This window comes from Curtobacterium oceanosedimentum (assembly GCF_040545555.1).
Classification (GTDB): Bacteria; Actinomycetota; Actinomycetes; order Actinomycetales; family Microbacteriaceae; genus Curtobacterium.
Genome location: NZ_JBEPMD010000008.1, coordinates 99190 through 122966 on the forward strand (window position 1 = coordinate 99190; position 23777 = coordinate 122966).

At 72.0% G+C, this 23777-nt stretch carries 24 protein-coding genes; 12 read left to right on the forward strand and 12 right to left on the reverse strand.

Features of this window, described 5'->3' with window-relative positions; all coding sequences use genetic code 11:
* Window positions 1-417: 417 nt before the first annotated feature.
* Window positions 418-2235, forward strand: coding sequence for a glycoside hydrolase family 15 protein (locus ABIC52_RS10515; protein ID WP_354027280.1), 1818 nt, complete (start codon window positions 418-420; stop codon window positions 2233-2235).
* 58 nt (window positions 2236-2293) lie between these two features.
* On the opposite strand, the gene ABIC52_RS10520 is transcribed toward ABIC52_RS10515, so the two are convergent.
* The gene (locus tag ABIC52_RS10520; protein WP_209676222.1) at window positions 2294-3355 is read right to left on the reverse strand and encodes a sodium:calcium antiporter; all 1062 of its coding nucleotides are present in this window, start codon (window positions 3353-3355) and stop codon (window positions 2294-2296) included.
* A 135-nt stretch (window positions 3356-3490) separates the two neighbouring features.
* Between ABIC52_RS10520 and ABIC52_RS10525 the strand changes: the two genes are divergently transcribed.
* The gene (locus ABIC52_RS10525; protein ID WP_209676219.1) at window positions 3491-4093 is read left to right on the forward strand and encodes a DnaJ family domain-containing protein; all 603 of its coding nucleotides are present in this window, start codon (window positions 3491-3493) and stop codon (window positions 4091-4093) included.
* Window positions 4094-4202: 109 nt separating this feature from the next.
* Here the strand turns inward: ABIC52_RS10525 and ABIC52_RS10530 are convergent, their stop codons facing one another.
* Window positions 4203-4886, reverse strand: coding sequence for an ABC transporter substrate-binding protein (locus ABIC52_RS10530; protein ID WP_126891427.1), 684 nt, complete (start codon window positions 4884-4886; stop codon window positions 4203-4205).
* 205 nt (window positions 4887-5091) lie between these two features.
* Between ABIC52_RS10530 and ABIC52_RS10535 the strand changes: the two genes are divergently transcribed.
* The 6 genes from ABIC52_RS10535 to ABIC52_RS10560 all read left to right on the forward strand — a co-directional run bounded on the left by ABIC52_RS10535 (window position 5092) and on the right by ABIC52_RS10560 (window position 10326).
* Window positions 5092-7563, forward strand: coding sequence for a phosphoketolase family protein (locus ABIC52_RS10535; RefSeq protein ID WP_354027281.1), 2472 nt, complete (start codon window positions 5092-5094; stop codon window positions 7561-7563).
* A gap of 121 nt (window positions 7564-7684) precedes the next feature.
* Window positions 7685-8026: a hypothetical protein gene (locus ABIC52_RS10540; RefSeq protein ID WP_126891429.1), complete on the forward strand. Its 342-nt coding sequence runs from the start codon at window positions 7685-7687 to the stop codon at window positions 8024-8026.
* Window positions 8023-8238: a hypothetical protein gene (locus tag ABIC52_RS10545; RefSeq protein WP_126891430.1), complete on the forward strand. Its 216-nt coding sequence runs from the start codon at window positions 8023-8025 to the stop codon at window positions 8236-8238. The genes ABIC52_RS10540 and ABIC52_RS10545 overlap by 4 nt, the downstream gene beginning before the upstream one ends.
* Window positions 8239-8255: 17 nt before the next feature.
* Window positions 8256-8939 carry a fumarylacetoacetate hydrolase family protein gene (locus ABIC52_RS10550; RefSeq protein WP_354027282.1) on the forward strand — a complete coding sequence of 228 codons (684 nt, stop codon included), beginning with the start codon at window positions 8256-8258 and terminating at the stop codon, window positions 8937-8939.
* Window positions 8940-9176: 237 nt separating this feature from the next.
* Window positions 9177-10142 carry a sugar phosphate isomerase/epimerase family protein gene (locus tag ABIC52_RS10555; RefSeq protein ID WP_354027283.1) on the forward strand — a complete coding sequence of 322 codons (966 nt, stop codon included), beginning with the start codon at window positions 9177-9179 and terminating at the stop codon, window positions 10140-10142.
* A 10-nt stretch (window positions 10143-10152) separates the two neighbouring features.
* Window positions 10153-10326: a hypothetical protein gene (locus ABIC52_RS10560; RefSeq protein ID WP_153257435.1), complete on the forward strand. Its 174-nt coding sequence runs from the start codon at window positions 10153-10155 to the stop codon at window positions 10324-10326.
* Window positions 10327-10695: 369 nt separating this feature from the next.
* Here ABIC52_RS10560 and ABIC52_RS10565 read toward each other — a convergent pair whose 3' ends face one another.
* From ABIC52_RS10565 to ABIC52_RS10575, 3 genes are all read right to left on the reverse strand, one after another.
* Complete coding sequence (locus ABIC52_RS10565; protein ID WP_354027284.1) at window positions 10696-13233, reverse strand: ATP-dependent DNA ligase; 2538 nt, start codon at window positions 13231-13233, stop codon at window positions 10696-10698.
* The gene (locus ABIC52_RS10570) at window positions 13230-14120 is read right to left on the reverse strand and encodes an SDR family oxidoreductase (RefSeq protein WP_209676202.1); all 891 of its coding nucleotides are present in this window, start codon (window positions 14118-14120) and stop codon (window positions 13230-13232) included. The genes ABIC52_RS10565 and ABIC52_RS10570 overlap by 4 nt, the downstream gene beginning before the upstream one ends.
* A 91-nt stretch (window positions 14121-14211) precedes the next feature.
* Window positions 14212-14757 (reverse strand): hypothetical protein, encoded by a 546-nt coding sequence (locus ABIC52_RS10575; protein ID WP_209676199.1) that lies wholly within the window; start codon window positions 14755-14757, stop codon window positions 14212-14214.
* 92 nt (window positions 14758-14849) lie between these two features.
* Between ABIC52_RS10575 and ku the strand changes: the two genes are divergently transcribed.
* Window positions 14850-15881 carry a non-homologous end joining protein Ku gene (gene ku / locus ABIC52_RS10580; RefSeq protein WP_354027285.1) on the forward strand — a complete coding sequence of 344 codons (1032 nt, stop codon included), beginning with the start codon at window positions 14850-14852 and terminating at the stop codon, window positions 15879-15881.
* 15 nt (window positions 15882-15896) lie between these two features.
* On the opposite strand, the gene ABIC52_RS10585 is transcribed toward ku, so the two are convergent.
* A complete protein-coding gene (locus tag ABIC52_RS10585; RefSeq protein ID WP_209676185.1) occupies window positions 15897-16379 on the reverse strand; it encodes a MarR family winged helix-turn-helix transcriptional regulator in 483 nt (160 codons plus the stop codon).
* 113 nt (window positions 16380-16492) lie between these two features.
* On the opposite strand from ABIC52_RS10585, the gene ABIC52_RS10590 reads away from it, so the two are divergent.
* Window positions 16493-17095: a hypothetical protein gene (locus ABIC52_RS10590; RefSeq protein ID WP_111228498.1), complete on the forward strand. Its 603-nt coding sequence runs from the start codon at window positions 16493-16495 to the stop codon at window positions 17093-17095.
* A 22-nt stretch (window positions 17096-17117) separates the two neighbouring features.
* Window positions 17118-18107, forward strand: a complete 990-nt coding sequence (locus ABIC52_RS10595) for a signal peptidase I (protein ID WP_354027286.1) — start codon at window positions 17118-17120, stop codon at window positions 18105-18107.
* 60 nt (window positions 18108-18167) lie between these two features.
* Here ABIC52_RS10595 and ABIC52_RS10600 read toward each other — a convergent pair whose 3' ends face one another.
* Together ABIC52_RS10600 and ABIC52_RS10605 are read right to left on the reverse strand one after the other, a co-directional pair.
* The gene (locus ABIC52_RS10600) at window positions 18168-18653 is read right to left on the reverse strand and encodes a hypothetical protein (RefSeq protein WP_354027287.1); all 486 of its coding nucleotides are present in this window, start codon (window positions 18651-18653) and stop codon (window positions 18168-18170) included.
* A 79-nt stretch (window positions 18654-18732) separates the two neighbouring features.
* The gene (locus ABIC52_RS10605) at window positions 18733-19254 is read right to left on the reverse strand and encodes a DUF6328 family protein (protein WP_209676176.1); all 522 of its coding nucleotides are present in this window, start codon (window positions 19252-19254) and stop codon (window positions 18733-18735) included.
* 57 nt (window positions 19255-19311) lie between these two features.
* Here ABIC52_RS10605 and ABIC52_RS10610 point away from each other — a divergent pair, with 57 nt between their 5' ends.
* Complete coding sequence (locus ABIC52_RS10610; protein WP_354027288.1) at window positions 19312-19935, forward strand: putative antibiotic biosynthesis monooxygenase; 624 nt, start codon at window positions 19312-19314, stop codon at window positions 19933-19935.
* On the opposite strand, the gene ABIC52_RS10615 is transcribed toward ABIC52_RS10610, so the two are convergent.
* From ABIC52_RS10615 to uriT, 4 genes are all read right to left on the reverse strand, one after another.
* Entirely contained in the window at window positions 19921-20442 is a 522-nt protein-coding gene (locus ABIC52_RS10615) for a hypothetical protein (RefSeq protein ID WP_354027289.1), read from the reverse strand. The genes ABIC52_RS10610 and ABIC52_RS10615 overlap by 15 nt on opposite strands.
* 2 nt (window positions 20443-20444) lie before the next feature.
* Window positions 20445-21380, reverse strand: a complete 936-nt coding sequence (locus ABIC52_RS10620; RefSeq protein ID WP_354027290.1) for a Ppx/GppA family phosphatase — start codon at window positions 21378-21380, stop codon at window positions 20445-20447.
* A gap of 128 nt (window positions 21381-21508) precedes the next feature.
* Window positions 21509-22366, reverse strand: coding sequence for a ribokinase (locus tag ABIC52_RS10625; RefSeq protein ID WP_250367789.1), 858 nt, complete (start codon window positions 22364-22366; stop codon window positions 21509-21511).
* The gene (gene uriT, locus ABIC52_RS10630; protein WP_250367788.1) at window positions 22363-23772 is read right to left on the reverse strand and encodes a uridine transporter UriT; all 1410 of its coding nucleotides are present in this window, start codon (window positions 23770-23772) and stop codon (window positions 22363-22365) included. Before uriT ends, ABIC52_RS10625 begins: the two co-directional genes overlap by 4 nt.
* Window positions 23773-23777 lie beyond the last annotated feature (5 nt).

Here is a 23777-nt window from a genome sequence, read left to right on the forward strand (position 1 = left end):
GGCACGGAGCGTCGGGAGACGGCGGCGTGCCTACGCGGGTTCGCGGAGGGACTGGTTCGCGTACTGCAGCGCGGGCAGCACGACGAGCGCATCGAGCTGGTGCTCGGTGCGGCTGCTGTGCTGCTGGGCGCGCATCGCGGTCCTTCCACGGGTGCCCGGGGCGGGCGGTCCCGCCCGTCGGGCAGGAGGACCGACAGTAGTGCGACACGCCCGGGCCGCACAAGTCGCCCGGGCGTGTCGCGTCGTCCGCTGTGCCGCTGACGCGCGTCTCGGCGGTCGCTCCTGCGGTCGCTCCTGCGGTCGCTCCGGCGGTCGCTCCTGCGATCGCTCCTGCACGGTGGGGAGGCGCGGCTCACCGATCCACAGCGGGGTACGTCCGGCTGATGGTCGCCTCGTCCCTCCGTGCAGGCTGGTGGCATGACCGAGCGCACCCGCGACACCCCCGACGCGACCGACAACGAGGAACGGACCGACGGCTACGTGCCGCTCCGTTCCTACGGAGCGATCGGTGACGGTCGCACGGTCGCGCTCGTCGCACGCGACGGCCGGATCGACTGGTTGCCGATCCCGTCGATGGACTCGCCGCCGGTGTTCGCGAGCATCCTCGACGCCGAGCACGGGGGACACATCGCGCTGCGTCCCACCGGTGACGCCCATGTCGAGCGCGAGTACCTGCCGGGCACGAACGTCCTCGTCACGACGTGGACGACCGACACCGGATCCTGCACGGTCACCGACGCGATGGTCACCGGTGTCGCCGGTCGTCTGCCGTGGGCCGAGATCGGCCGCTGCGTGCAGGGCGTCTCCGGCACGGTGGAGATGGAGTGGGCCGTCGTCCCCGGCACCCTGCTGAACACCGCGGAGCCGAAGCGCCTCGACACCGGCAACGGTGCCGTGATCGGCATCGACGGGGTCACGATCGCGATCGTCGAGCACGGCTTCGAGCCGGTGCACGACGACGGGCCGCGCTTCTCCGGTCGCTTCACCACGAACGAGGGCTCGAAGTCGATCCTGACGATCGTCGGCACCGAGAACGAGCCGATCTTCCTGCCCGAGCCGGAGCGCACGCTCGACGCGGTCGACCGCACCATCGCCAACTGGGCGACGTGGTCCGAGGAGTTCTCCTACGACGGCCCGTGGTCGGACGCCGTGCAGCGCAGTGCGCTCGCGCTCAAGCTGCTGATCTACTCCCCCACGGGTGCGATCGCGGCGGCACCGACGACGAGCCTGCCCGAGGACCGGACGGGCGGCAAGAACTGGGACTACCGCTTCGCCTGGGTCCGCGACCTGTCGTACACGGTGCACGCCCTCACCCGCTTCGGGCTCCGCGAGGAGACGCACGCAGCGGTGTCGTGGGTGATGCGGACCATCGCCGCGCACGACGAGACGATGCCGATCTTCTACGAGCTCGACGGCTCGAAGACCGACGACGTCGAGGAACGCGACGTCCCCGGTTGGAAGGGCGTCGGCCCGGTGACGATCGGCAACCGCGCGGGCGACCAGCTGCAGCTCGGCGTCTGGGGTGACGTCTTCGAGATCCTCCGCCAGTACGTCGTCGCGGGCAACGTGCTCGACCGCCAGACGGCCTCGGTGCTCGAGCGACTCGCGAACGACGCCTGCCACCGGTGGGAGGAACCCGACTCCGGCATGTGGGAGCTGACGGACACGCAGCACTACGTGACGAGCAAGATCGGCTGCTGGCAGGCCCTCGACGCCGCGGTGGAGCTCCACGACAAGGGCATGATCGACGGTCCGCGGGACAAGTGGATCGAGAACCGCGAGCTCATCGAGCAGTGGGTGGCGGAGCACGGGTGGGACGAGGAACGCGGGCACTACGTGATGTACCCGGGCTCCGACGCGCTGGACACGTCGATCCTGCTGCACGCGATGTCGTCGTTCGACCGAGGGCCGCGCATGGCATCGACCATCCGCGCCATCGAGGAGCAGCTGCAGCACGGCCCCCTGGTCTACCGGTACACGGGCATGGACCAGGAGGAGTCACCGTTCGTCGCCTGCTCGTTCTGGCTCGCAGCGGCGATGGCGTGCACGGGACGCGTGGACGACGCCCGGACGCTGATGGACGAGATGGTGGCGCAGGCGAACGACGTCGGCCTGTTCAGCGAGATGCTGAGCGCGGAGACCGGCGAGTTCATGGGCAACATCCCGCAGGGGCTGTCGCACCTCGCGCTCATCCAGGCAGCGCTGACGATCGAGGAGGTCGCGGCCGAGTCCTGAGCCGGCTGGGGCCCGGGTGAGCGGGTCGGCCTGCCGACGCGAGGGTCGCGCGCCCTGCTCATCCGAGGGTGATCGCCACGAGACCCGCCACGCCGACCAGGTACAGCACGACCACGACGAACGAGTCGACGCCCATCCCGATGATCCGCCGCCTCGGTCGGAACACCAGTCCGACCGCGTAGACGAGCGTCAACAGCGCGGCCAGCGCCGTCAGGTACACGTCGCTCGCGTTCGCCTGCGGCAGCACGGCCTTGCCGGAGAGCACCGTGGCGACGAGGAACAGCACCGGCAGGAAGGCGTTGCCGCCGAAGATGTCCGAGACGGCCAGGTTGTCGTCGCCCTGGCGGACGGCCTGGATGCCGGTGGAGATCTCGGGCAGGCTCGTGGCGAGGGCCAGCACCGTCGCACCGAAGAGCACGCCCGACAACCCGATCTGCTCGGAGGCCGCGTCGCCGGCGCGTTCCAGGACGACACCGGCCACGAGCGTCGCCAGGGCGGACACCGTGAAGACGATCGCCGCCTTCCTCGTGCTCATCCGTGGCGGGTCCTGCTTCCGGGTCCGGTGCCCCGAGGTGTGCGGGGAGGCATCCGGGGCGCGTCCGTCCTCGTGCCAGGGCAGGCCCTTGCCGGCGCGCTGCACGAGCAGGAGCCCGACGACCCAGATGGCCGCGATGAGCACCACGTCCGGCGTGAGCCGCGCGACGACGAGGTCCGGCGGGAGCTGACTCCCCGCGACGACGACGGCGAGGACCGCCACGACGACGATCGCCTCGAGCACCAGGGTCAGCGACGCAGCGCGGTAGGTGAGCGGCCGCACCCCCTTGCCCCGCTTGCCGAAGGCGTCGAGGATCGCGATCACGACCGTCTGCAGGGCGATGCCGCCGAGGATGTTGCCCGCGGCGACCTCGATGTTGCCCGACAGGCCCGCGCTCACCGTGATGGCGATCTCGGGCAGGTTCGTCGCGACCGCGAGCACGATGAGCCCCCCGAGCGCGCTGCCGAGGTGCAGTCGGTCGTCGAGGACGTCGGTGGTCTTGGAGAGCTGGATGCCCGCGACCCAGATCACCGCGGCTCCGGCCACGAAGATCAGGACGAGCGCCCACAGCGGCAGCGATCCCATGCACCGACCGTGGCCCCCGGCACCCGGGGACGCTCCGAGGCGTGCGCCGAACGGCTCGTCCGACACGACGGCCTCACGCGCCGCGGCCCGGCTCCTGGGCACCGCGTCGGCGGTCGGGGGCATCATGGACGTGCGATGAACGACGTCGACGCACGCATGGACCGGCTGCGACGAGCTGCCCGGTACCGGTACCAGCAGCTGGTGGACAGCGAGATCGAACGCGGCTCCCTCGACCCGGACGAGGTCCGCGAGGAACGTCGCCTGCTCCGGCTGCAGGACGTCGAGCGCCACGCCCGCGCCCGCATCGAGGAGGCCGAGCGCCGCGGGGTCTTCGAGGGCAACCCGTACCACGGCAAGCCGCTGCCGGGCAACGACGGACGGCACGACCCGGACTGGTGGATCAAGGCCAAGATCGAGCGCGAGGACATCCGCGGCATCGCTCCTCCGGCCCTGGCACTGCGGACCGAGGACGCCGAGCTCGACGACCACCTCGACGCGCTCACGACCGAGGACGACGTCCGTGCGGTGCTCGTCGACTTCAACGCCCGGGTGAAGGAGGCGCGGCGGCAGCTGCTCGGCGGGCCGCCGGTCGTCACGCCGATGCGCGACGTCGATGCCGAGGTCGGGCGCTGGCGCGAGCGGCGGGACGCCCGTCGTGCCGCGGACGAGCGCGCGGCTGCCGACCGCGCGGCTGCGGAGCAGGCGGCACGGCCGCGTCGGTGGTGGCGTCGGGCCTGACCCGCACGCCACGCACGACGCGCGGAAGGCGCCGTCCCCGTGGTCGGGGGCGGCGCCTTCGCGTCGTGGGGTGCGGTGGTGTGCCGCGGGGGTGTTACCCGATCTGCGCTTACTTGATCTGGGCGGTGATGGTCGCGGTGCCGACCAGGAGGCCGCCCTTGACGGCGTCGGTCTTGAAGGTCTGGTTCAGCAGGCCCGCAGCGTCGTCGGAGACGTGGACGGTGGTGCCGGTCAGGATCGCGTTGTCACCCTCGAGCTGGAGCGGCTTGAGCGTGCCACCGTGCAGCGAGAACAGGTACGCGTTCGACGCGGCGACCTGACCGTTGACCAGGACGTCACCGTAGAGCTTGGACGAGCCCGGGTTCACGACGAAGTTCTCCAGCGTCACCGTGGTGTCACCGGCCTTGAGCGTCAGACCCGAGTCGTCGTGGTTCAGCAGACCCTGCACGTACGGGCGGTAGTTGCCGTCCGGGCTCCAGTACGTCACCGAACCGGCGGTGATCGGGAACGACACCGACCCGTCCTCGAGCTTGGCGTTGCCGGACACGCCCGGGGTCAGCCCCAGCGAGGTCAGCGCGTCGGTGAAGCCCTTGTCGAGCGCGACGGCGGTGTTGCCACCCTTGACCTCGGGCACCGACGCGACCGGGGCCGGGATCTTCGACTCGGACGACGAGGACACCGTCTGCACGTTCGGGGTCGCAGCGTTCGCGGTGCTGATGCCGAACGCGGCACCACCCAGGACGAGCGCGCCGGTGGTGGCGAGGGTGATCGAGGTCTTCATGGACTTGCGCATGATGGGTTCCTTCCGTTGTCGCGCTCGGCGCGATTCCCTGAGTGCGCGCCGAACACACCCCGCACAGGGGTGGAGAACCAGCTACCTGCGGCTGGTGAGCGCTCCGGGTGTTTCCCGGCTGATGCAAGGGATTCGGGACCCTCGCCGGATCGGATTGGACGGAGTTCCTGGGGAGATCCTGTCCCCTGCTCCGTAGCGTGTGGGCATGGCCCCCGCACACATCCCGAGCACCGACCGGATCCGGGCGATCGACGCCTGGTGGCGTGCCGCGAACTACCTGACCGTCGGGCAGATCTACCTCCTCGACAACCCGCTGCTCACCCGACCCATCGACCCGGACGACGTCAAGCCGCGTCTGCTCGGGCACTGGGGCACGTCCCCCGCGCTCAACCTCGTCTACGCGCACTGCAACGCGCTCATCGCCGAGACCGACCGCGACCTGCTCTACGTGTGCGGTCCCGGGCACGGCGGTCCCGCGATGAACGCCAACGCCTGGCTCGAGGGGACCTGGAGCGAGCTGTACCCGGACATCACGCCCGACCCCGAGGGCCTGCAGAAGTTCTTCCGGCAGTTCTCCTTCCCCGGGGGCATCCCGTCGCACGCGGCGCCGGAGACCCCCGGATCGATCCACGAGGGCGGCGAGCTCGGGTACTCCCTCGCGCACGCCTACGGTGCAGCGCTCGACAACCCCGACCTCGTCGTGGCCTGCGTCGTCGGCGACGGTGAGGCGGAGACCGGGCCGCTGTCCGGATCGTGGCAGGCGCACACGTTCCTCGACCCGGTGTCCGACGGTGCCGTGCTGCCGATCCTCAACCTCAACGGCTGGAAGATCGCGAACCCGACGATCCTCGCGCGCGTCCCGGACGAGGACCTCACCGCCTACTTCCGCGGCCTCGGCTACGACCCGATCGTCGTCGACTCCGCTCGGGTCGACCACGACCCGTTCGCCGTGCACGCCCTGTTCGACGGCGCCCTCCGCCGTGCCCTCGCGAGCATCGACGACATCCAGGCCGCGGCGCGTGCACAGGCGCAGCGAGCCGCAACCGGACAGCCGGCAGGCGCAGCCGACCTGCGTCCGCGCTGGCCGATGATCGTGCTCCGTACCCCGAAGGGGTGGACCGGCCCGCAGGAGGTCGACGGCGAGCGCGTCGAGGGCACGTTCCGCGCCCACCAGGTCCCGCTGCCGGCGGTCCGCGAGGACGCCGGCCACCGCGAGCAGCTCGAGGAGTGGATGCGGAGCTACCGTCCGGACGAGCTCTTCGACGCCGACGGCCAGCCGACCGGCATCCTGACGACCATCCGTCCGCAGGGCGACCTCCGCATGAGCGCCACCCCGCACGCGAACGGCGGCCGCATCCGCACCGCGCTCGACCGGCCGCCGCTCGAGCCGTACGCCGTGCCCGTCGGCGAGGACGCCAGCTCGACGGCGACCCTCGGACCGTGGCTCGCGGAGCTGACCTCGCGGAACGGATCGTCCTTCCGTCTGTTCGGCCCGGACGAGACGATCTCGAACAAGCTCGACGCGGTCTTCGACGTCACCTCGAGGGTCTGGCGGGCCCGTCGCGCCGCCGGCGACGAGCACCTCGGTGCCCGCGGCCGCGTGATCGAGGTCCTGTCCGAGCACCTGCTCGAGGGGCTGCTCGAGGGCTACGTCCTCAGCGGTCGCCACGGCCTCCTGAACACCTACGAGGCGTTCGCGCACATCATCGACTCGATGGTCGGCCAGTACGCGAAGTGGCTCGAGTCGTCGACGGACATCGACTGGCGCGCGCCCGTGTCGAACCTGTCGATCCTGCTGTCGTCGCACGTGTGGCGGCAGGACCACAACGGCTTCTCGCACCAGGACCCGGGCTTCCTCGACGTCGTCGCCTCGAAGCAGCAGGACCTCGTCCGCATCAAGCTGCCGGCGGACGCGAACACGCTGCTCGCCGTCGCCGCGCACGCCTTCGAGACGACCGACCGCATCGAGGTCATCGTCGCGGGGAAGCACCCGGAGCCGGTGTTCCTGTCGATCGAGGACGCCGTCGCGCACGCGGCTGCGGGCCTGGGGGTCTGGGACTGGGCCGGCAACGAGCAGGCCGTCGGTCGTGCGGACGTCCTGCTCGCGAGCGCCGGTGACGTCCCGACGGTCGAGGCGATGGCCGCGGCGGACATCATCCGCAAGCACGCTCCCGAGGTCGGGGTGCGCTTCGTCAACGTCGTGGACCTGCTGTCCCTCGGCGACCCGCGGAAGCACGAGCACCCGGTCAGCGACGAGCGCTACGACGAGGTCTTCCTGCCGGGCACACCGACGGTGTTCGCCTTCCACGGCTACCCGTCGCTCGTACACCAGCTGACGTACCGCCGGCACGGTCACGACGACCTGCACGTGCACGGCTTCCTCGAGCACGGCACGACCACGTCGCCGTTCGACATGCTCATGCTCAACGACATGGACCGCTTCTCGCTGGCGCACGACGCCCTGTCGCGGGTCGACGCCGACGCGCACGCGGAGCTGCTGAGCAAGCTCACCGAAGCGCGGGACGCTGCACGGACCTTCGCCTACACGAGGGGCGAGGACCACCCGTCGCTGTCGGGCTGGGAGTTCCGGGGCTGGCCGCAGGACGAGCCGACCGACGGTGGGACCGGGGGCGACCCGGGCGCCGGCGAGACGGAGGGCGCAGCCCCCGGCAACTGACGTCGCGCGTCATCCGGCGCCTCCTGCACGCTCCTCCTGCACAGCCTGGAGGCGCTGCGCACCGTCCACAGGACCGGTCACGCCCGCCGCGTGGCCGGTCCTGTGCTGTGAGGCTCGGGGCATGGACGTCGGATGGGTGAGCGCGGTGGTCGCGCTGGTCGGGGCGGCGGTGGCCGCCGCGAGTGTGGTCGTGACCGTGCTCGAGGGGCGGCGGATGCGGCGGAATACCGAGTTCTCGGTGCACCGGGACCTGTGGTGGCAGCGTTGGACGTGGGTGGTGGAGCGGGCGCTCTCACAAGACCCGGACGACCACGACGCGGCAGCGCTCATGACGCACGCGCTGACGACCCGCTCGTGGGTCACCGAGGACGACGAGTGGGTCGTGTGGGCCGTCCAACGTGCCGAACGTCGGCGTCTCCACCCCGAGCGAACACGTGACCGAGACGGAGGACGATCCCGATGATCACCGACGAACCCGACGATCTGTTCAAACGACGCCTGGACATGATGGAGCGCATCTACCGGTCGCTCTGCGCGCATCCGCACTACGGCCCGCTCATGGTCGAGCAGAACGAGGCCGAGCTGATCGAGGACCTCCGGCAGGAGTGGCGGGAGCGACAGGAGCGCGCCCGTCGCCGTGGGCTGGAGCAAGAGACTGCGAGCGCCGAGGGTTGACGTGCCAGGCTGGGCACGTGCAGGACCTCGTCATCCCCGCCCCGGACCAGCCCACGCTGCCGACCGCGTCGGGCGGCCGGTTCCCCGTCCGTCGCGTGTACTGCGTCGGCCGCAACTACGCGGCGCACGCGCGCGAGATGGGGCACGACCCGGACCGCGAGCCGCCGTTCTTCTTCTCGAAGCCGGCGAGCGCGCTCGTCACCGACGGCGCGGACACCCCGTACCCACCGGGCACGGACCGGCTCGAGCACGAGGTCGAGCTCGTCGTCGCGCTCGGCCGCGGGGGCTCGGACGTCGGCGTGTCCGGCGCACTCGAACTGGTGTGGGGCTACGGCGTCGGGATCGACCTCACCCGCCGCGACCTGCAGGCCGAGGCGAAGCGGCTCGGCCGTCCGTGGGACCTCGCGAAGGGCTTCGACGCCTCGGCCCCGGTCGGCGCGCTCGTCCCGGCCGCGGGGATCGACCCGACCGCGGGCTCGATCGAGCTCCGGGTGGACGGCGCACTCCGACAGGCGGGCGACCTGGCGGACCAGATCTGGTCGGTCGCCGAGACGATCGCCGAGCTGTCGCGCTGGATCGCACTCGCACCGGGCGACCTGCTGTTCACCGGGACGCCGGACGGCGTCGGGCCGCTGCAGCGCGGCCAGGTCGTCACGGGCGCCGTCGCCGGTGTGGGGACGGTGACGACCCGGATCGTCTGACGCCCGGTCACGGGCGCCCGGCACGCGTGCGCCGGGCACTGGGCGCGCCGGGGCGCGGGCGCGCCGGGTAGGGGCGGACCGGCTGCGACCACGCGCCGCTGGGAGGGCCCGCAGCCACGCGGCGTAGACAGTCCCTGACGTCGGGGGACCATCGACGTCAGACCACGGGACACCGCGAGCGTGCTCGACGCCGAGCGCGCCGGGGACGGGTGTGTGTCCCGACCGAGGAGGTGCGCCGTGCAGGAACACGATCTGCTCGCGACGTCCTGGACCTGGGCGGGCGACGAACCGATCGCCGACCGGGTCCGAGCCGTCGGGGATGCCGGGTTCTCCGGCCTGTCACTGTCGCTCGACGACCTCCACGAGGTCCGCGCGACGACGGGGTTCACGGCACTGCGCCGCATCCTCGACCGGGCCGGCATCGTCTGGGTGCAGCTCGGCCCGCTCGACCGCTGGTGGACCCACGTCGACCGCTCGACCGACGACGAGGCCGACCGCGGGGTCGTGCTCGAGGCTGCCGCGACCCTCGGCGCCTGGCAGGTCGTCGTCCGCGCCGACACCGGCGTCCACCCGGTGACACCGGCGGCGATGGCTGCGGACTTCACCGACCTCGCCGCGCAGGCCGAGAAGGTCGGAGCGCGACTCGTCCTCGAACCGGAGCCCTGGTCGAACCTGCCCACCGTCGAGCGGGCGTCCCGCTTCGTCGCCGCGGCCGGTCACCCGAACGCCGGCCTCCTGCTCGACGCTATGCACACGCTCCGCGGCGGATCCACCCTGGCGTCGATCGCGCAGGGGGTCGCCCCCGGCGTGCTCGCCGCGGTGGAGCTCAGCGACGGGCTGCTGCACACCCCGTCCGGCCTCACCCTCGCCGAGGAGTCCCGCACCGCGCGACACCTGCCGGGGTCGGGTGCCTGGGACCTGCCCGGTCTGGTCCGCGTGCTCCGGAGCCTCGGGCACGAGGAACCGTGGGGTGTCGAGGTCCGGACGGCCGCACACCGCGCGATGCCGCTGTCGGATGCGCTCCGGACCGCTGCGGCGGCCACCCGGGCCGTGCTGGATGCCGCGGACGCGGTCGACGAGCCCGCTGCTCCGGCGATGCCGACCACGCCGGCACCGACCTCGGCGGTCGACTTCGACGTCACCGCTCCGTCGGTCGCACCGCCGGTCCCCCGGTCCGACGCGGGCACAGGCGCGCCCGCGTAGCGTCGGCCGCATGACGGATCACGCAGCAGACGACGACCTCCTCCGGCGCTCGCAGGAGTCCATCGACGACGCCAAGGCGGCAGCCGCCGAGGTCGACCTGCCCGAGCAGGAGGACCTGATCGACGAGGACCTGCCCGCTGCCGACACCGCGAAGCCGGCGGACGGCCCGGCTCCGGCGGCCTGACCGGCCCGATCGACCGACGCCGGCGACCGTCCGGGAGCTGGGCTCCCGGACGGTCTCGTCGTGTCCGCGACGGCTCGCAGGGAGAGTTCGAGCTCCGGCGTGACGAATCGCGGAGTCGACTCGTCACACCAGTGGGTCCCGGAACCGTGGGGGTTCCGGATGCCCGGGCCGTGGGAGTCCCGGGCCCTGGACGCGCCGTGCTCGGTCACCCCCTGATCGCCGAGCACGGTGCGCCGGCGGCGGCCCGTGCGTCCCCTGATCCGGCGCACGGGCCGCTTCCGTACGAGCCGCTTCCGCACGGGCCGCTTCCGTACGAGCCGCTTCCGTACGGGCCGCTTCCGCACGAGGGGTGGGGCGCCAGCAGCCCGGTCAGGACTCGCGGACGACGTCGTCGGGCCCCTTGTCCGGCCGCCATCCGCGCCAGGACGGTTGCCGGAGCCGGCCGTCCGCGGTCCACTCGGCGAACACGACCTCGCCCACCCGCCGCGGTGTCACCCAGTGCGCATCGCGAGCGTCCGGCCGCGGCACGTCGACGAACGGCGAGGTCTTCCGTTCGGTCCTGCCGAGGACGGCAGCGATGTCGTCGAGGTCGCGGTCGCTGAAGCCCGTCCCGACCCTGCCGACGTACTCGAGTCCGTCCGGCCCGGGGATCCCCAACAGCAGCGATCCGACGCCACCGGCCCGCCGCCCCTTGCCGGGCCGCCACCCGCCGACCACGACCTCCTGCGTGACGTGGTGCTTGATCTTCACCCATGCCTCGGAACGGCGGCCCTCGGCGTACCGTGACGAGCGCTTCTTCGCCACGACACCCTCGAGCCCGCGGTCGCGTGACTCCGACACGGCGTGGTCCAGGTCGCCGTCCACCGCGGGAGGCACCTCGATCGCGCCGCCCGGTTCGACGACCGTCAGGAGCGCCTCGCGCCGGGCGTCGTAGCCGAGCCGGGTCAGGTCGTGTCCGTCGGCCTCGAGCACGTCGAAGAGCAGCAGGCGCACGGGCGTCCGGCGCCGTGCAGCCTCGACGTCACGTGTCCCGGTCAGCCCCATGCGGTCCTGCAGCAGACCGAACGACGGCCGCCCGCGCTCGTCCAGCGCCACGACCTCGCCGTCGAAGACCCCGTCGACCCCGGCCCGCTCCCCCAGCTCCTGCAGCTCCGGGTACTGCGCGGTCAGGTCGTTGTCGTTCCGGCTCCGCAGCGTGACGCGACCGTCGCGCACGGTGGCCAGGGCGCGGACACCGTCCCACTTCATCTCGAACGCCCAGACCGACGGATCGAGGTGCGGCTCGCCCTGCACGGGGCTCGCGAGCATGGCCCGCCGCTCGCCGGGTGGCGTCGCGGAGGGCGCCGCGCGCCCGATCCGTCGGCGCTCCGCGGCGGTCGTCACCGGTCGGGAGCCGCGACCCGCGACCGCTCCGCCACCGCCGTCCCCGTCGCCGTTCGGGTCGGGCTGGTCCTTCGTGCGGTGGATGAGCCAGTTCTTCTCGTCGCCGCCGCTCCCCCCACCGCGGCCGCGACCACGCCCACGGGTGTGCAGGAGCGCCAGCCGCCGGACACCGTTCGCGCGGCCGTGCAGCGTGACGATGACCTCTTCCCCCTCGCGCCACTTCTCGAGCTCGTAGGTGCCGTCGTCCCAGATCGTGACGGTGCCCCCGCCGTACTCGGCCTGCGGGATCGTCCCCTCGAACGAGCCGTACTCGAGCGGGTGGTCCTCCGTCTGCACGGCGAGGTGGTTCTTCCCGGGGTCGGTCGGCTCGCCCTTCGGGAGCGCCCAGCTCACGAGCACGCCGTCGTGCTCGAGCCGGAAGTCGTAGTGGTCGCGGGTGGCGTGGTGCTCCTGGATCACGAAGGTCGGGGTGCCGTCCCTCCGCACGGTCGGTGCCCCCTCGGGCACCGGCTCCGGCGTCTTCGTCGCGTCGCGCTTCGCGCGGTAGACCGCGAGGCGGTCGCGAGCCGGCTGCTCGGCCTCGTTCGCCCGCTGGGTCCGGTCGCTGTCCCAGTGGCCGTGGTCGATCCTGCCCACCGCCAGCGAGGCGGAGGCAACCGGGTGCAGGAGGTCGCCGTGTGCCTCCAGGCGGTCGAGGACCTCCTCGAGCTCAAGCTGGGCGAACCCGCGTTCCTCGAGCTCCTGCCAGGTCCGCGGCGCCGCGACGGTCGGCCGGTCACGGCCGCGCAGCGAGTACGGCGCGATCGTCGTCTTGTTGCCGTTGTTCTGCGACCAGTCGACGAAGACCTTGCCCCGTCGCTCGGCGCGGCTCATCGAGGACAGCACCAGGTCGGGCAGGTCCTGCTCCAACGCCCTGGCGAGCTCGTGGGCGACGTCGGACACCTGCGCGGTGGTGGCACGCCCGTCGAGTGCCGCGTACAGGTGGATGCCCTTCGAGCCGGAGGTAACCGGGTACGGGTCGAGGCCCATGCCGTGCAGGATCTCGCGCGCGGCGAGCGCCACCTCGACGCACTCCGGCAGCCCGACGCCCTCGCCCGGGTCGAGGTCGAGCACGAGCCGGTCCGGGTGCTGCTGCGCTCCGCGCGGACCGAAGCGCCACTGCGGGACGTGCAGCTCGAGCGCCGCCTGCTGCGCCATCCAGACGAGCGTCGGCAGGTCGTCGACGATCGGGTACTCGGTGTCGTGCTCCTTGTGCGCGATCGTGTGGTGACGGACCCAGTCGGGCGCCGAGTCGGGCAGGTTCTTCTCGAAGAAGACCGTGCCCTCCACGCCGTTCGCCCAGCGCTTCCGGGTCACCGGACGGTCCTTGACGTGCGGGATCATCCACGGCGCCACCCGCTCGTAGTAGGCGATCACCTGACCCTTGGTCGTGCCGGTGACGGGGTAGAGCACCTTGTCGGTGTTGGTGAGCGCGATCCTGCGGTCCCCGACGAGGACGGTGACCTTCCGCGCAGCCGGACTCACAGCGCGACCCCGGTCGCTCCCGCCACGGTCAGGGTGCTGCCGGACGTGTAGGACGACTCCGGCCCGGCGAGGTGGACGTAGGCGCTGCCGAGCTCGACGGGCTGCGCCGGCCGGCCGAAGGGGGTGTCCTGGCCGTAGGCGGCGATCTCGTCGCCGGGGTAGCTGATCGGCTGCAGCGGCGTCCACACCGGACCGGGCACGACGCAGTTCGCCCGGATGCCCTTCGCCGCGAGCTGCCGGGCCAGGCCGTTCGTGTACGTGATGATGGCGGACTTCGTGGCGGCGTAGTCGATCATCCGGTCCTGCGGTTGGTACGCCGACACCGAGCTCGTGGTGACGATCGCGCTGCCGGGAGCCATGTGCGGCACGGCCGCCCGGACCAGCCAGAACATCGAGTAGAGGTTGACCTTCATCGTGCGGTCGAAGTCCTCGGTCGACTGCTCGGTGACGTCCTCGTGGACCTGCTGGTGCCCGGCCACGAGCACCAGCGCGTCGAGCCCGCCGAGCTCACTGACGGCATCGCGCACGAGGGTGTCGCAGAACGCCTCGTCGGTCAGGTCGCCCGGCAGCAGCACGGCCTTGCGCCCGAGGTCACCGACGACGTCGCGTACCTGTTCGAGGTCGTCGCGCTCCTCGGGCAGGGCGTTCAGGGCGACGTCCGCGCCCTCCTTCGCCATCGCGATCGCGGCCGCTCGGCCGATGCCGGAGTCGGCACCGGTCACGAGCACCCGGTACCCGGGCATCCGCCCCGTACCGAGGTACGTCGTCTCGCCGTGGTCGGGCGCCGGGTCCATCGCGCTGGCCAGCCCGGACCCCTGCTGGGTCTGCGGCGGGAACGGCGGCCGGGCGTACTGCGAACGCGGGTCCTGCTTGTCGAGCTGGCTCATGGGCCCATGCTGCTCGCCGCGGCGGCACGGTGGTTCAGGACCGGCGGTTCCGTGGACAGGACGTCCTGGTGCCGGAGCTGTGCAGGAAGGGTCAGGACGTCGGTCGCACCGGTGTGGCCAGGAGGTGCTCGGCGCCGACCCGGTCGCCGCGCCCCTGCACGAGGGTGGCGATGCCGAGTACGGCCCAGACGACCGCGACACCCCAGCCATTGGTGGTGCCAGTCGTGGCGAGGACCGCCCACAGGGCAGCCAGACCGACGAACACCCACCCGCTGGATCGTCGCTGCCGCGCGTCCGCCGTCCACTGCTGGACCCGCGGCCGCCAGACCGCCTCCGGGACCTCCGGGGGAACACGCCCCTCGTCGACCCACCGCCGCGTGTCCGCGACCGCGGCCCGACCGCCGCGGCGCGCCCAGGACCAGACCTGCAGGGCGGGGAGCGCGACCGCCAGCGCGAGGCCGAGCACGACGACCGCGACCCACGGGACCGGTCCCGGCTGCAGCACGAAGAACAGCGCCGGCGCGACGGCCCCGCTGACCGCCAGGGCGGCGAGCTGCCACCAGCCCACAGCGTCGATCCGGTCGTCGTCCGTCGCAGCAGTCGCGTCGCTGGCCCCTGTGCTGTGTTCCCCCGTCATGCGCGGCACGATACGCCCTCCGACATCGCGCGCGGCTGTCGATCCGCCCGGAACTGAGGGCCTGTCGCCGCGCTCCCGGGCATCATGTGCCCATGAGGTCGATCTGGAAGGGCTCCATCGCGTTCGGGCTCGTCAACGTGCCCATCAAGGTGTACGCGGCGACCGAGACCCACGACGTGTCCCTGCACCAGGTCCACGACGAGGACAAGGGCCGCATCCGGTACAAGCGTGTGTGCGAGTTCGGCCACGAGGTCGAGTACGCCGACATCCAGCGCGCCTACGACGACGGTGACAAGACCGTCGTCCTCACCGCCGACGACTTCAAGCAGCTGCCCGAGGAACAGTCGCACGAGATCGAGGTCCTCGAGTTCGTGCCCGTCGAGCAGGTCGACCCGATGATGTTCGAGAAGTCGTACTACCTCGAACCGGACTCCCGGTCCCCCAAGGCGTACGTGCTGCTCCGCGAGACGCTCGCGAAGACCGACCGGCTGGCGATCGTGCAGTTCACCCTCCGGCAGAAGACCCGGCTCGGGGTGCTCCGCGTCAACGAGGACGTCATCCTGCTGCAGGGACTCCTGTGGGGCGACGAGGTCCGGGCCGCGGACTTCACGTCCCTCGACGCCTCGGTGAAGGTCAGCGCGAACGAGCTGAAGATGTCGTCGTCGCTCGTCGAGAGCATGTCCGCCGACTTCGACCCCGACCGCTACACGGACTCCTACCAGGAGGAACTGCAGCAGCTCATCGACGCCAAGCTCGAGGCCGGTGACGACGTCGACACCGCGGAGACGTTCGGCGAGCGCTCCGAGGACGACGACGCCGGCGAGGGCGGCGACGTCATCGACCTGATGGCGGCCCTCCGGGCCTCGGTCGACAAGAAGCGGTCCGGTTCGTCGAGTTCGTCGCGGTCCTCGTCCCGGTCCTCGTCCGGGTCTGGAGGCTCGGGGTCGCGCTCGTCGTCCGGCTCACGCTCGTCGTCCGGTTCCGCTGGCGCCGACGACGACGGGGACGCGACGGCAGAGAAGGCACCCGCGAAGAAGACCCCGGCGAAGAAGACCCCTGCGAAGAAGACGCCCGCGAAGAAGACCCCGGCGAAGAAGACCTCCGCGAAGAAGCAGGCCAGCTGACCTGCTGGCGGCGGGTCAGTCCGACCCGTCGACCTCATCAGCGATCGGAGCCCGGAACTCCTCCGCCATGCGCTCGGTGAACGCGATGAACACCTCGACGCTCTCCCGCGGCAGCGACCGCTTGAGCGCTCGTCGGTACGCCGATCTGAGAGCGCCGACCACCGCGAACCCGTCGACGGTGAGCTCGATCCGCACGCTCCGTCGGTCGTCCGGGTTCCGGACCCGGTCGAGGAACCCCCGCCGGGCCAGCCGGTCGAGGAGCGCCGTGACGGCACCGGTGCCCATCTCCAGGTACCCGCCGAGCTCCTTCGGCGTCCGGTCCTCGTCCGTCGCGCCGAGGAACTGCAGCGCGCGCAGGTCCACTGCGTTGAGGTCGTTCAGCACCGCCAGGTGCTGGATCAGGTGGGAGTGCTCGACCTGCGCCGCGTAGAACGCCGCCACCGCGTCGTCGAGCGAGCGGTCGTCGTCTCCGAGGTTTCCCTTGGGCAGTCCAGGCACGAGGACACTCTAGACGGATTCCGTTTTGCACGATTGTTGACACACTCATAATTCGAGGCGTATTGTCCTGATTAGCTCGAAAATCGAGCGAACAAGAACCGATTGGACCCGCCGTGCGCCTCCCGACCCGCGCCCTCTCCCGCATCGCCACCCTCGCCGTGATCCCGGCCGCACTCGTCGCCGGTGGCGTCGCGGTGTCGACCGCGTCCTACTCGGCCTTCTCCGCGACGTCCTCCGACGACGCCAACAACTGGTCCATGGGTTCGGTCTCACTGAGCAACGACGCCGCGAACGGCGCGCTGTTCTCCGCGTCGAACCTCAAGCCCGGTTCGACCGGGACGAACTGCATCGCGGTCACGTCGAGCGGTTCGCTGCCGAGCGCGGTGAAGCTCTACGCCACCAACGTGCAGCAGACGAAGTCGCTCGGCTCGTACGTGACGCTGCGGGTGACGCAGGGCACCGGCGGCGGGTACGGCACCTGCACCGGCTTCACCGCGGCCGCGGGCGCTGACGGCACCCTCTACGACGGATCGCTCGCGACCTTCGCCACCACCCGCACGAACTACGCCACGGGTGTCGGCACCTGGAAGCCCACCGGCGACAAGGCCGAGACGCGGACGTACCAGATCGCCTACACCGTCTCGCCGGATGCCCCGGCGTCCCTGATGGGTGCCAGCGCGAGCCTCGGCTTCACCTGGGAAGCACAGAACTCCTAGACCCGGCCAGGAGGAGCCGACCGTGCGTTCGACGTCGTGGATCCGGTTCACGGTGGTGCTCGCCGCCCGCGGGGTGGTCGCGACGGTGTTCGGCATGCTCTTCTGGGCAGCCGCTCCGATGCTCATCGGATGGCACAGCACCACCGTGATGACCGGCTCCATGGAGCCCTCCCTGCGCGTCGGCGACGTCGTGGTCAGCAAGCCCGTCGACCCGCGCGACCTGCACCGGGGTCAGGTGCTGCTGTTCGACGACCCGGACCACGCAGGCGTCCTGCGTCTGCACCGGTTCGACGCGCTCGACGGCGACGACACGCTGACCACGAAGGGCGACGCGAACCCGCACGCCGACTCCACCCCGATCACCCGCTCCGCCGTCGAGGGCGTCGGCTACCTCCGGGTGCCCCTCGTCGGCGCACCGATCACCTGGGCGGCCACGGGTGACACCGCCTCCCTGACCGTGCTCGGCGCAGCGGTCCTCGCCGTCACGCTCCTCGCCGTCGCCCCGGCGGTCTCCGGGAACCGACCGCCGACGGCACCGGCGGACCGCCGTGCCCGCCACCGCGCCCCCCGACGTCGCCCGCGCGTCTCCGCCGCCGTGGTCGTCACCGCCGTGTGCGTGGCAGGAGCACTGGCACTGCCCGCTCCGGCAGCAGCAGCCGCGTTCGCCGCGACGACCCCGTCGGCCACGAGCACCCTCGCGACCGCGACGGCGTCGCCGGTCACCGCGCTGACCTGCGCGACGAACAGCGACGGATCGGTGACGATCGGGTGGGGGTTCGCCGGTACCGCACCCGAACGCTTCACGGTCCTCGTCGACGGGCAGGAGGTCGCACAGCGCCCCGCGGACGCCCGGAGCACCACGGTGGGCTCGTGGGACCTCTTCACCTGGCGGACCTCGACGGTCAGCATCCGCACCGACCTCACGAGCACCTGGACCGCCACGTCGACCGAGTCGGTGCGGGTGGTCACCGTGCGCTTCCTCGGGTTCGGGCGCACGAGTTGCGCTCCCTGACGAGCATCCACTGACGCCCGCCACAGCCCCTCGGCGGAGCCGGCGTGGCCCAGCCCCCCCCTACCCGTCCGACGAGGCCCCGGCGCTCCCGACCGCCAGCGCTCGCACGCGTGCGAAGGCCTCGCGGTGGCGCTCGCGCAGCACGGCCCAGCCCTCGGTGGTGTCGATCGCCCCCGGGTCCGCCACGGACACCGCGAAGCCGTGCTGCGCCCGCGGCACGGACTCCCCCGGCAGGCGCAGCTCCTGCGTGAAGGCGCCGGTGTCGGGCGCGAAGACGAGCGTGTGTGCCGCGACGTCCCGATCCCAGTCGGCCGAGGGCCACGACATGAACGAGACGTGCCGAGGCGGGTCGAGCGGGGTCGTCGCCGAGACCCAGCACCCGTGGTGGTCCTCGCCGGGCGACAGGATCGTGTAGGTCCCGCCCTCCCGGTACACCAGGAGGGCTTCGCGGAAGGGCTTCGCCCGGTACATCGCGGTGTAGGACAGTGCCTGCGCGTGGACCGGACGGCCGAGGGTCAGGGTGACGGAGGGTCCTGTGGTCGACACGTGCTCGTCCTTCCCGTGGTGGTCGTCCGGGCCATCGTGGACCGGGTTCCTCCGGTTGCGGTGGGGCCCGACCGAGGACTCACTCAGACCCGGGCTGGTCCCGGGTGTCGCGGGAGGTCCGACGGAGCGCGAGCGGGATCGAGACCCAGAGCGCTGCGGTCCCGACGAACACCACGGCACCGCCGATGACGCCACCGACGTCCCCGATGACCACGTCGAACACGAACAGGACCGTGCCCGAGAACAGCAGGGCGCTCGCCGCGAGGGCCGTGATGAGCAGCACGTTCCCGGCCCGGACCAGGTCGTGCTTCTGACGCTGCCGGAACACCAGCCGGTGGGCGGAGACGGCCGACAGCGCGACGACCGTGATCACGACCGCGAGGACCACCAGCACGAGGTAGACGACCTCTTCGCTGGTGCTGAGCGAGGTGAAGCGCTGCTGGAACGGCAGCGTCAGCAGGAACCCGGCCAGGATCTGCGTCCCGGTCTGCACGATGCGGAGCTCCTGCTGGATGTCCGACCAGTTCCGGTCCCACCGCTCGGTCGGGGTCTCGTGCCGCCCACGCTCGGTGTCCCGCGCTGCACCGCTGACGTCGCTCATGTGCCGAACCTACTGCGCCGTCACGAGCCCGAAACACGACTCCGCGAGACTGTCCGCATGACTCCACAAGAGCCAGGGAGTCTGCAGTCGTCATCCGTGACCGCAGGCCCGCCCGTCACCGTGTCCATCACCCGTCTCGTCGAACCCGACCGCATCCCCGACGCCACCGCCTGGGTGCAGTCCGGTGTCAACCTGGCGAACCGCTACCCGGGCTTCCTCGGCTCCGGGTGGGTCCGCTCGCACGCCACCAGTCGGGAGTGGCACATGCTCTACCGCTTCGCCGACCACGAACAGCTCGCCACGTGGGAGAACTCCGACGACCGGCTCCGGTGGCTCGACGAGGGGCGCGACCTCGTGGTGGAGTCCCGTGTCGAGAAGCGCACCGGTATCGAGGGCTGGTTCGACGCCCCGCAGGACGCCCCCGCGTCGAGCGCCCCGCCGCGGTGGAAGCAGGCCGTGAGCATCTGGCTCGGGTTCTTCCCGGTGAACCTGGCGTTCACCTACCTGGTCGGCTGGCTCGTCCCGGCGTTCGGGCACCTGGCGGTGCTGCCGCGCGTGCTGGTCACGACGCTCGTGCTCACGCCGATCATGACCTTCTGGGTGCTGCCGTTCGTCACACAGCTCATCCGCCCGTGGTTGCTCGCTCCCCCGCGAGCCGAGGGACGGTCAGCCGAGGCCTGAGCCCGGAACCGAGAAGGCCGCGCCGAGCGCCCCGCCGAGCACGAACACGACGACCACCGTCGCGAGGAGCCGCCCGAGCCCGAGCAGGTGTTTGCAGGCTGCCCTCCACAGCGAGTCCTCCGCGGCGGGGACCAGCGCCCGCGTGCGGCCCGTGTCGGCAGGACCGACGGGGCTGAGGACGACCAGCGCCCGGCACCGCCGATCGAGCACGAACAGGCCGTGCGTGGTGCCGACACCGCTCCAGATGCGGAACCGGACGATGAACGCCCTCGGCAGCCGCACGCAGCGCGGCCCGAGGACGGTCAGAGCACGCAGGTCGTCGCCAACGCGGCGGACCGTCGCTGACGGCGCCGCGAGTCCCGCGAACCACTGCCACCCGATCCCGAAGACGAGTGCGCAGAGCAGTGCGGCGCCGCGCGTGACCCACAGGCCGACGCGCACCCAGGTCGGACCGAGCGCGAACGACGTCGGCGCCTCCGGAGGGGCTTCCGCGACGTGCCGAGCCATGTTCAACCGAGCACCGACAGCTGGTCGAGCCGCTCGAGGATCACGCCCTCGCGCAGGGCCCACGGGCAGATCTCGAGCGCGGGCAGGTCGAAGATGTCCAGGCACGCCTCGGCGACGAGCGCCCCGGGCACGACCTGGTGCGCGCGGCTCGGTGAGACGCCCGGCAGCGCCGCGAGCTCGGGGACGGAGCTCGTCAGCAGCGACGGCAGCAGCCGACGCAGTTCCGCGCCGTCGAGTGCGCGCGGGACGAGCGGTCCGGCGACCGAGGGCGCCGCGCCGCAGATCCGCGCGATCGAGCGGAACGTCTTCGAGGTCGCGACGGCGCGGTCGGGCCGACCCGAGCGGAGCAGCAGCCCGGCGTCCCGCGCGATGGCGACGCGGATCTCGTGCCGGATGCGTCGGACGTCGTCCTCGCTCGGCGTCCCCTCGGCGAAGTACCGGCGCGCGAGCCGGGCGGCGCCGATCGGCATCGACCACGCGACGTCGGGCGCCTCGTCGGCTCCGCCGGCGATCTCGAGCGAGCCGCCGCCGATGTCGAACACGGCAAGCCGTCCCGCGGACCACCCGGACCAGCGTCGGACGGCGAGGAACGTCAGGCGCGCCTCGTCCTCGCCGGACAGCACGGCGAGCTCCACGCCGGTGCGCTCCTCGACGTGGGCGAGCACCGCGTCGGAGTTCACGGCGTCGCGCACTGCCGAGGTCGCGAACCCGAGCATGTCCTCGCACCCGCGCTCCTCGGCGATGCGGACGGCGTCGGCCACGAACGTCGTGAGGGCCTCGACACCCGCGGGCGTCACCGCACCCGACTCGTCGAGGTGCTCGGCGAGCCGCAGCGGCTGCTTGAACGACGACGCCGGCAGCGGCGCGGCCCCGCCGTGGGCGTCCACCACGAGCAGGTGGCCGGTGTTGGACCCGATGTCGAGGACTCCGACGCGCATGCCACAACGCTAGCGGCCCGACGGAACCGCGAAACGCAACCCCGACGACACCTCGCATCGGTACAGCGCTGCGAGCAACCGCCGGGGTTGCGTTTCGCGGGAAGGGACGGGCGGACGGGAGGCTCGGCCTACGACCGCAGGAAGGACTCCAGTTCCGACGTGGTCGGGTACGAGGCCTGCGCGCCCGGCTTCGTCGCGGCGTACGCACCGACCCCGACGGCGAAGCGCGCAGCCTCGAGCAGGGAGTCGCCGGCGTCGAGCCGGAGCGCCACCGCACCCATGAACGCGTCGCCGCAGCCCGTGGTGTCGACGGGCTCGACCCGCACGGCGTCGACGTCGACCGGGTCGGCGTCCCCGTCGTGCACCGTGCACCCCGCGCCGCCACGGGTGACGATCGAGCGGGCGACACCGTGGTCCCCGAGCTCGGCCGCCTCGTGCTCGTTCACCAGCAGCACGTCGGTCAGGTCGAGCAGCTCCTGCGGCACGGCCCCGAACGGCGACAGGTTCGTGAGCACCGTGGCCCCCGCGGCACGGCCGGCCCGTGCGGCGGCGAGCACGACGTCGATCGAGACCTCGAGGCAGAGCCCGAGCACACCGGCGCCGTCGAACGCCGAGGCGGGCAGGTCCTCCGGCGTGAGCGTGGCGTTCGCCCCGCCGGAGATCACGATGGTGTTCTCGCCCGCGGCGTCGACCGTGATGACGGCCGTCCCGGTGGCGACGCCCTGCCGGACCGCGACGTGCGTCGTGTCCACGTGGGCCGATGCGACGGACTCGCGCAGCAGCGTGCCGTTCCCGTCATCGCCGACCGCACCGATCATGCGGACGGTGCCCCCGAGCCTCCCGGCCGCCACCGCCTGGTTGGCGGACTTGCCGCCGGGCAGGATCGCGAGGTCCGACCCCTGCAGGGTCTCCCCGGGCTTCGGGAAGCGCTCCGTACGGACCACCAGGTCCGCGTTGAGGCTGCCCACGACGACGATGCCGCTCATGCGGTGGCTCCTGTCTCGGCCGAGGCCGGGCGCGGGATGAGGAAGGACGTGGCGAGGGCCGCGACGGTGATCACGGCACCGAGCAGCATCCCACCGGAGTAGCCGGCGGTGCCGGCCGACCCACCGGTGCCGAGGGCGATCTGCAGCGCCGGCAGCACCGCGAAGCTGATGCCCGCACCGAGGTTGAACGCACCGGCGTTGAGGCCGGGCAGGAATCCGGGGTTGGACTCCGGCGAGAGCACGATGCCGAGCCCGTTCAGCACGATGTTCGCGATGCCCGCGTAGGTGATGCCGATGAGCACCGTGGCGGCGACGAGCACGGGCAGGGAGTGGACGCCGACGAACGCCATGACGAGCGTGGCGACGATGCTGCCGACCAGGCCGACCCGGAGGACGGCCCGGTAGCCGAGCGTCGGCGCGAGGCGTCCGGAGAACGGCCCGACGACCCACCCGACCAGCGCGTAGGGCACGAGGAACGCGAGCGAGGCGACGTCCGGCTCCAGGCCGAAGCCGACCTCGTCGTTCTGGGCCAGGCTCGTGACCAGGCCGTTCACGACGGCGAAGACACCCGTCATGGTGAGCAGGGTCGTGACGAGCAGCGCCCACGTCCCGCGGCGCTTGAGGTACCGGGTCTCGACGAGCGGCTCGCGGACCCGGGACTCGATCGCCCAGAACACCCCGAACGCGACCAGGGCGACGACGATCCCGCCGACGACGAGTGCCCAGTCGGCCGCGGCGAGCTTGCCGGCCTCGTTGAACGCGGTGAGCAGCGCGCCGACGCTGATGACCAGCGGGAGCACGCCCCACCAGTCCATGCGCGTCCCGGCGGAGGGTCGGGACTCGACGCCCCAGCGGGCGACCATGAGCGCCGCGACGGCCGTCACGACGACGATCACCCAGAAGATGCCACGGAACCCGAAGTGCGTCGCGATCCAGCCGCCCGCCAGGGCGTCGACCCCGGCGATGCCGCCGTTCACCGCGGTGAGCAGGCCGAGTGCGGCGCCGTAGCGCTTCGGGTCGGCGATCTCGTTGCGCAGGACGAGCAGGCCGATGGGCACGACCGGGCCGGTCACGCCCTGGATCATCCGGCCGACGAACAGCATCGGCACGTTCACGGCCAGGGCGGCGACGACGCTGCCGACGAGCATGACGAGCAGCATGCCGAGCAGGACCCGCTTGCGGCCCACGATGTCGGACAGCCGGGGCAGGAACAGCGAGAACAGGGCGGCGATCGTGAAGAACAGCGTCTGCGAGAGCCCGATGGTCGCGTCGTCGGTGCGGAGTTCGTCCGCCATCGTCGCGAGGGCGGGGCTGAGCATGCTCGCGTTCAGCTGGAACGCGACGCACGCGGCGAGCAGGGCCGCGGTGAGGGCGGCGGTCGACTTCGTCGTCGAGGTGGTGGTCACGGCGC

Coding starts and splice junctions, on each gene's coding strand:
- ABIC52_RS10515 (WP_354027280.1), top strand. CDS start 418: ATGACCGAGCGCACCCGCGACACCCCCGACGCGACCGACAACGAGGAA.
- ABIC52_RS10520 (WP_209676222.1), bottom strand. CDS start 3,355: ATGGGATCGCTGCCGCTGTGGGCGCTCGTCCTGATCTTCGTGGCCGGA.
- ABIC52_RS10525 (WP_209676219.1), top strand. CDS start 3,491: ATGAACGACGTCGACGCACGCATGGACCGGCTGCGACGAGCTGCCCGG.
- ABIC52_RS10530 (WP_126891427.1), bottom strand. CDS start 4,886: ATGCGCAAGTCCATGAAGACCTCGATCACCCTCGCCACCACCGGCGCG.
- ABIC52_RS10535 (WP_354027281.1), top strand. CDS start 5,092: ATGGCCCCCGCACACATCCCGAGCACCGACCGGATCCGGGCGATCGAC.
- ABIC52_RS10540 (WP_126891429.1), top strand. CDS start 7,685: ATGGACGTCGGATGGGTGAGCGCGGTGGTCGCGCTGGTCGGGGCGGCG.
- ABIC52_RS10545 (WP_126891430.1), top strand. CDS start 8,023: ATGATCACCGACGAACCCGACGATCTGTTCAAACGACGCCTGGACATG.
- ABIC52_RS10560 (WP_153257435.1), top strand. CDS start 10,153: ATGACGGATCACGCAGCAGACGACGACCTCCTCCGGCGCTCGCAGGAG.
- ABIC52_RS10570 (WP_209676202.1), bottom strand. CDS start 14,120: ATGAGCCAGCTCGACAAGCAGGACCCGCGTTCGCAGTACGCCCGGCCG.
- ABIC52_RS10575 (WP_209676199.1), bottom strand. CDS start 14,757: ATGACGGGGGAACACAGCACAGGGGCCAGCGACGCGACTGCTGCGACG.
- ku (WP_354027285.1), top strand. CDS start 14,850: ATGAGGTCGATCTGGAAGGGCTCCATCGCGTTCGGGCTCGTCAACGTG.
- ABIC52_RS10605 (WP_209676176.1), bottom strand. CDS start 19,254: ATGAGCGACGTCAGCGGTGCAGCGCGGGACACCGAGCGTGGGCGGCAC.
- ABIC52_RS10610 (WP_354027288.1), top strand. CDS start 19,312: ATGACTCCACAAGAGCCAGGGAGTCTGCAGTCGTCATCCGTGACCGCA.
- ABIC52_RS10615 (WP_354027289.1), bottom strand. CDS start 20,442: ATGGCTCGGCACGTCGCGGAAGCCCCTCCGGAGGCGCCGACGTCGTTC.
- ABIC52_RS10620 (WP_354027290.1), bottom strand. CDS start 21,380: ATGCGCGTCGGAGTCCTCGACATCGGGTCCAACACCGGCCACCTGCTC.
- ABIC52_RS10625 (WP_250367789.1), bottom strand. CDS start 22,366: ATGAGCGGCATCGTCGTCGTGGGCAGCCTCAACGCGGACCTGGTGGTC.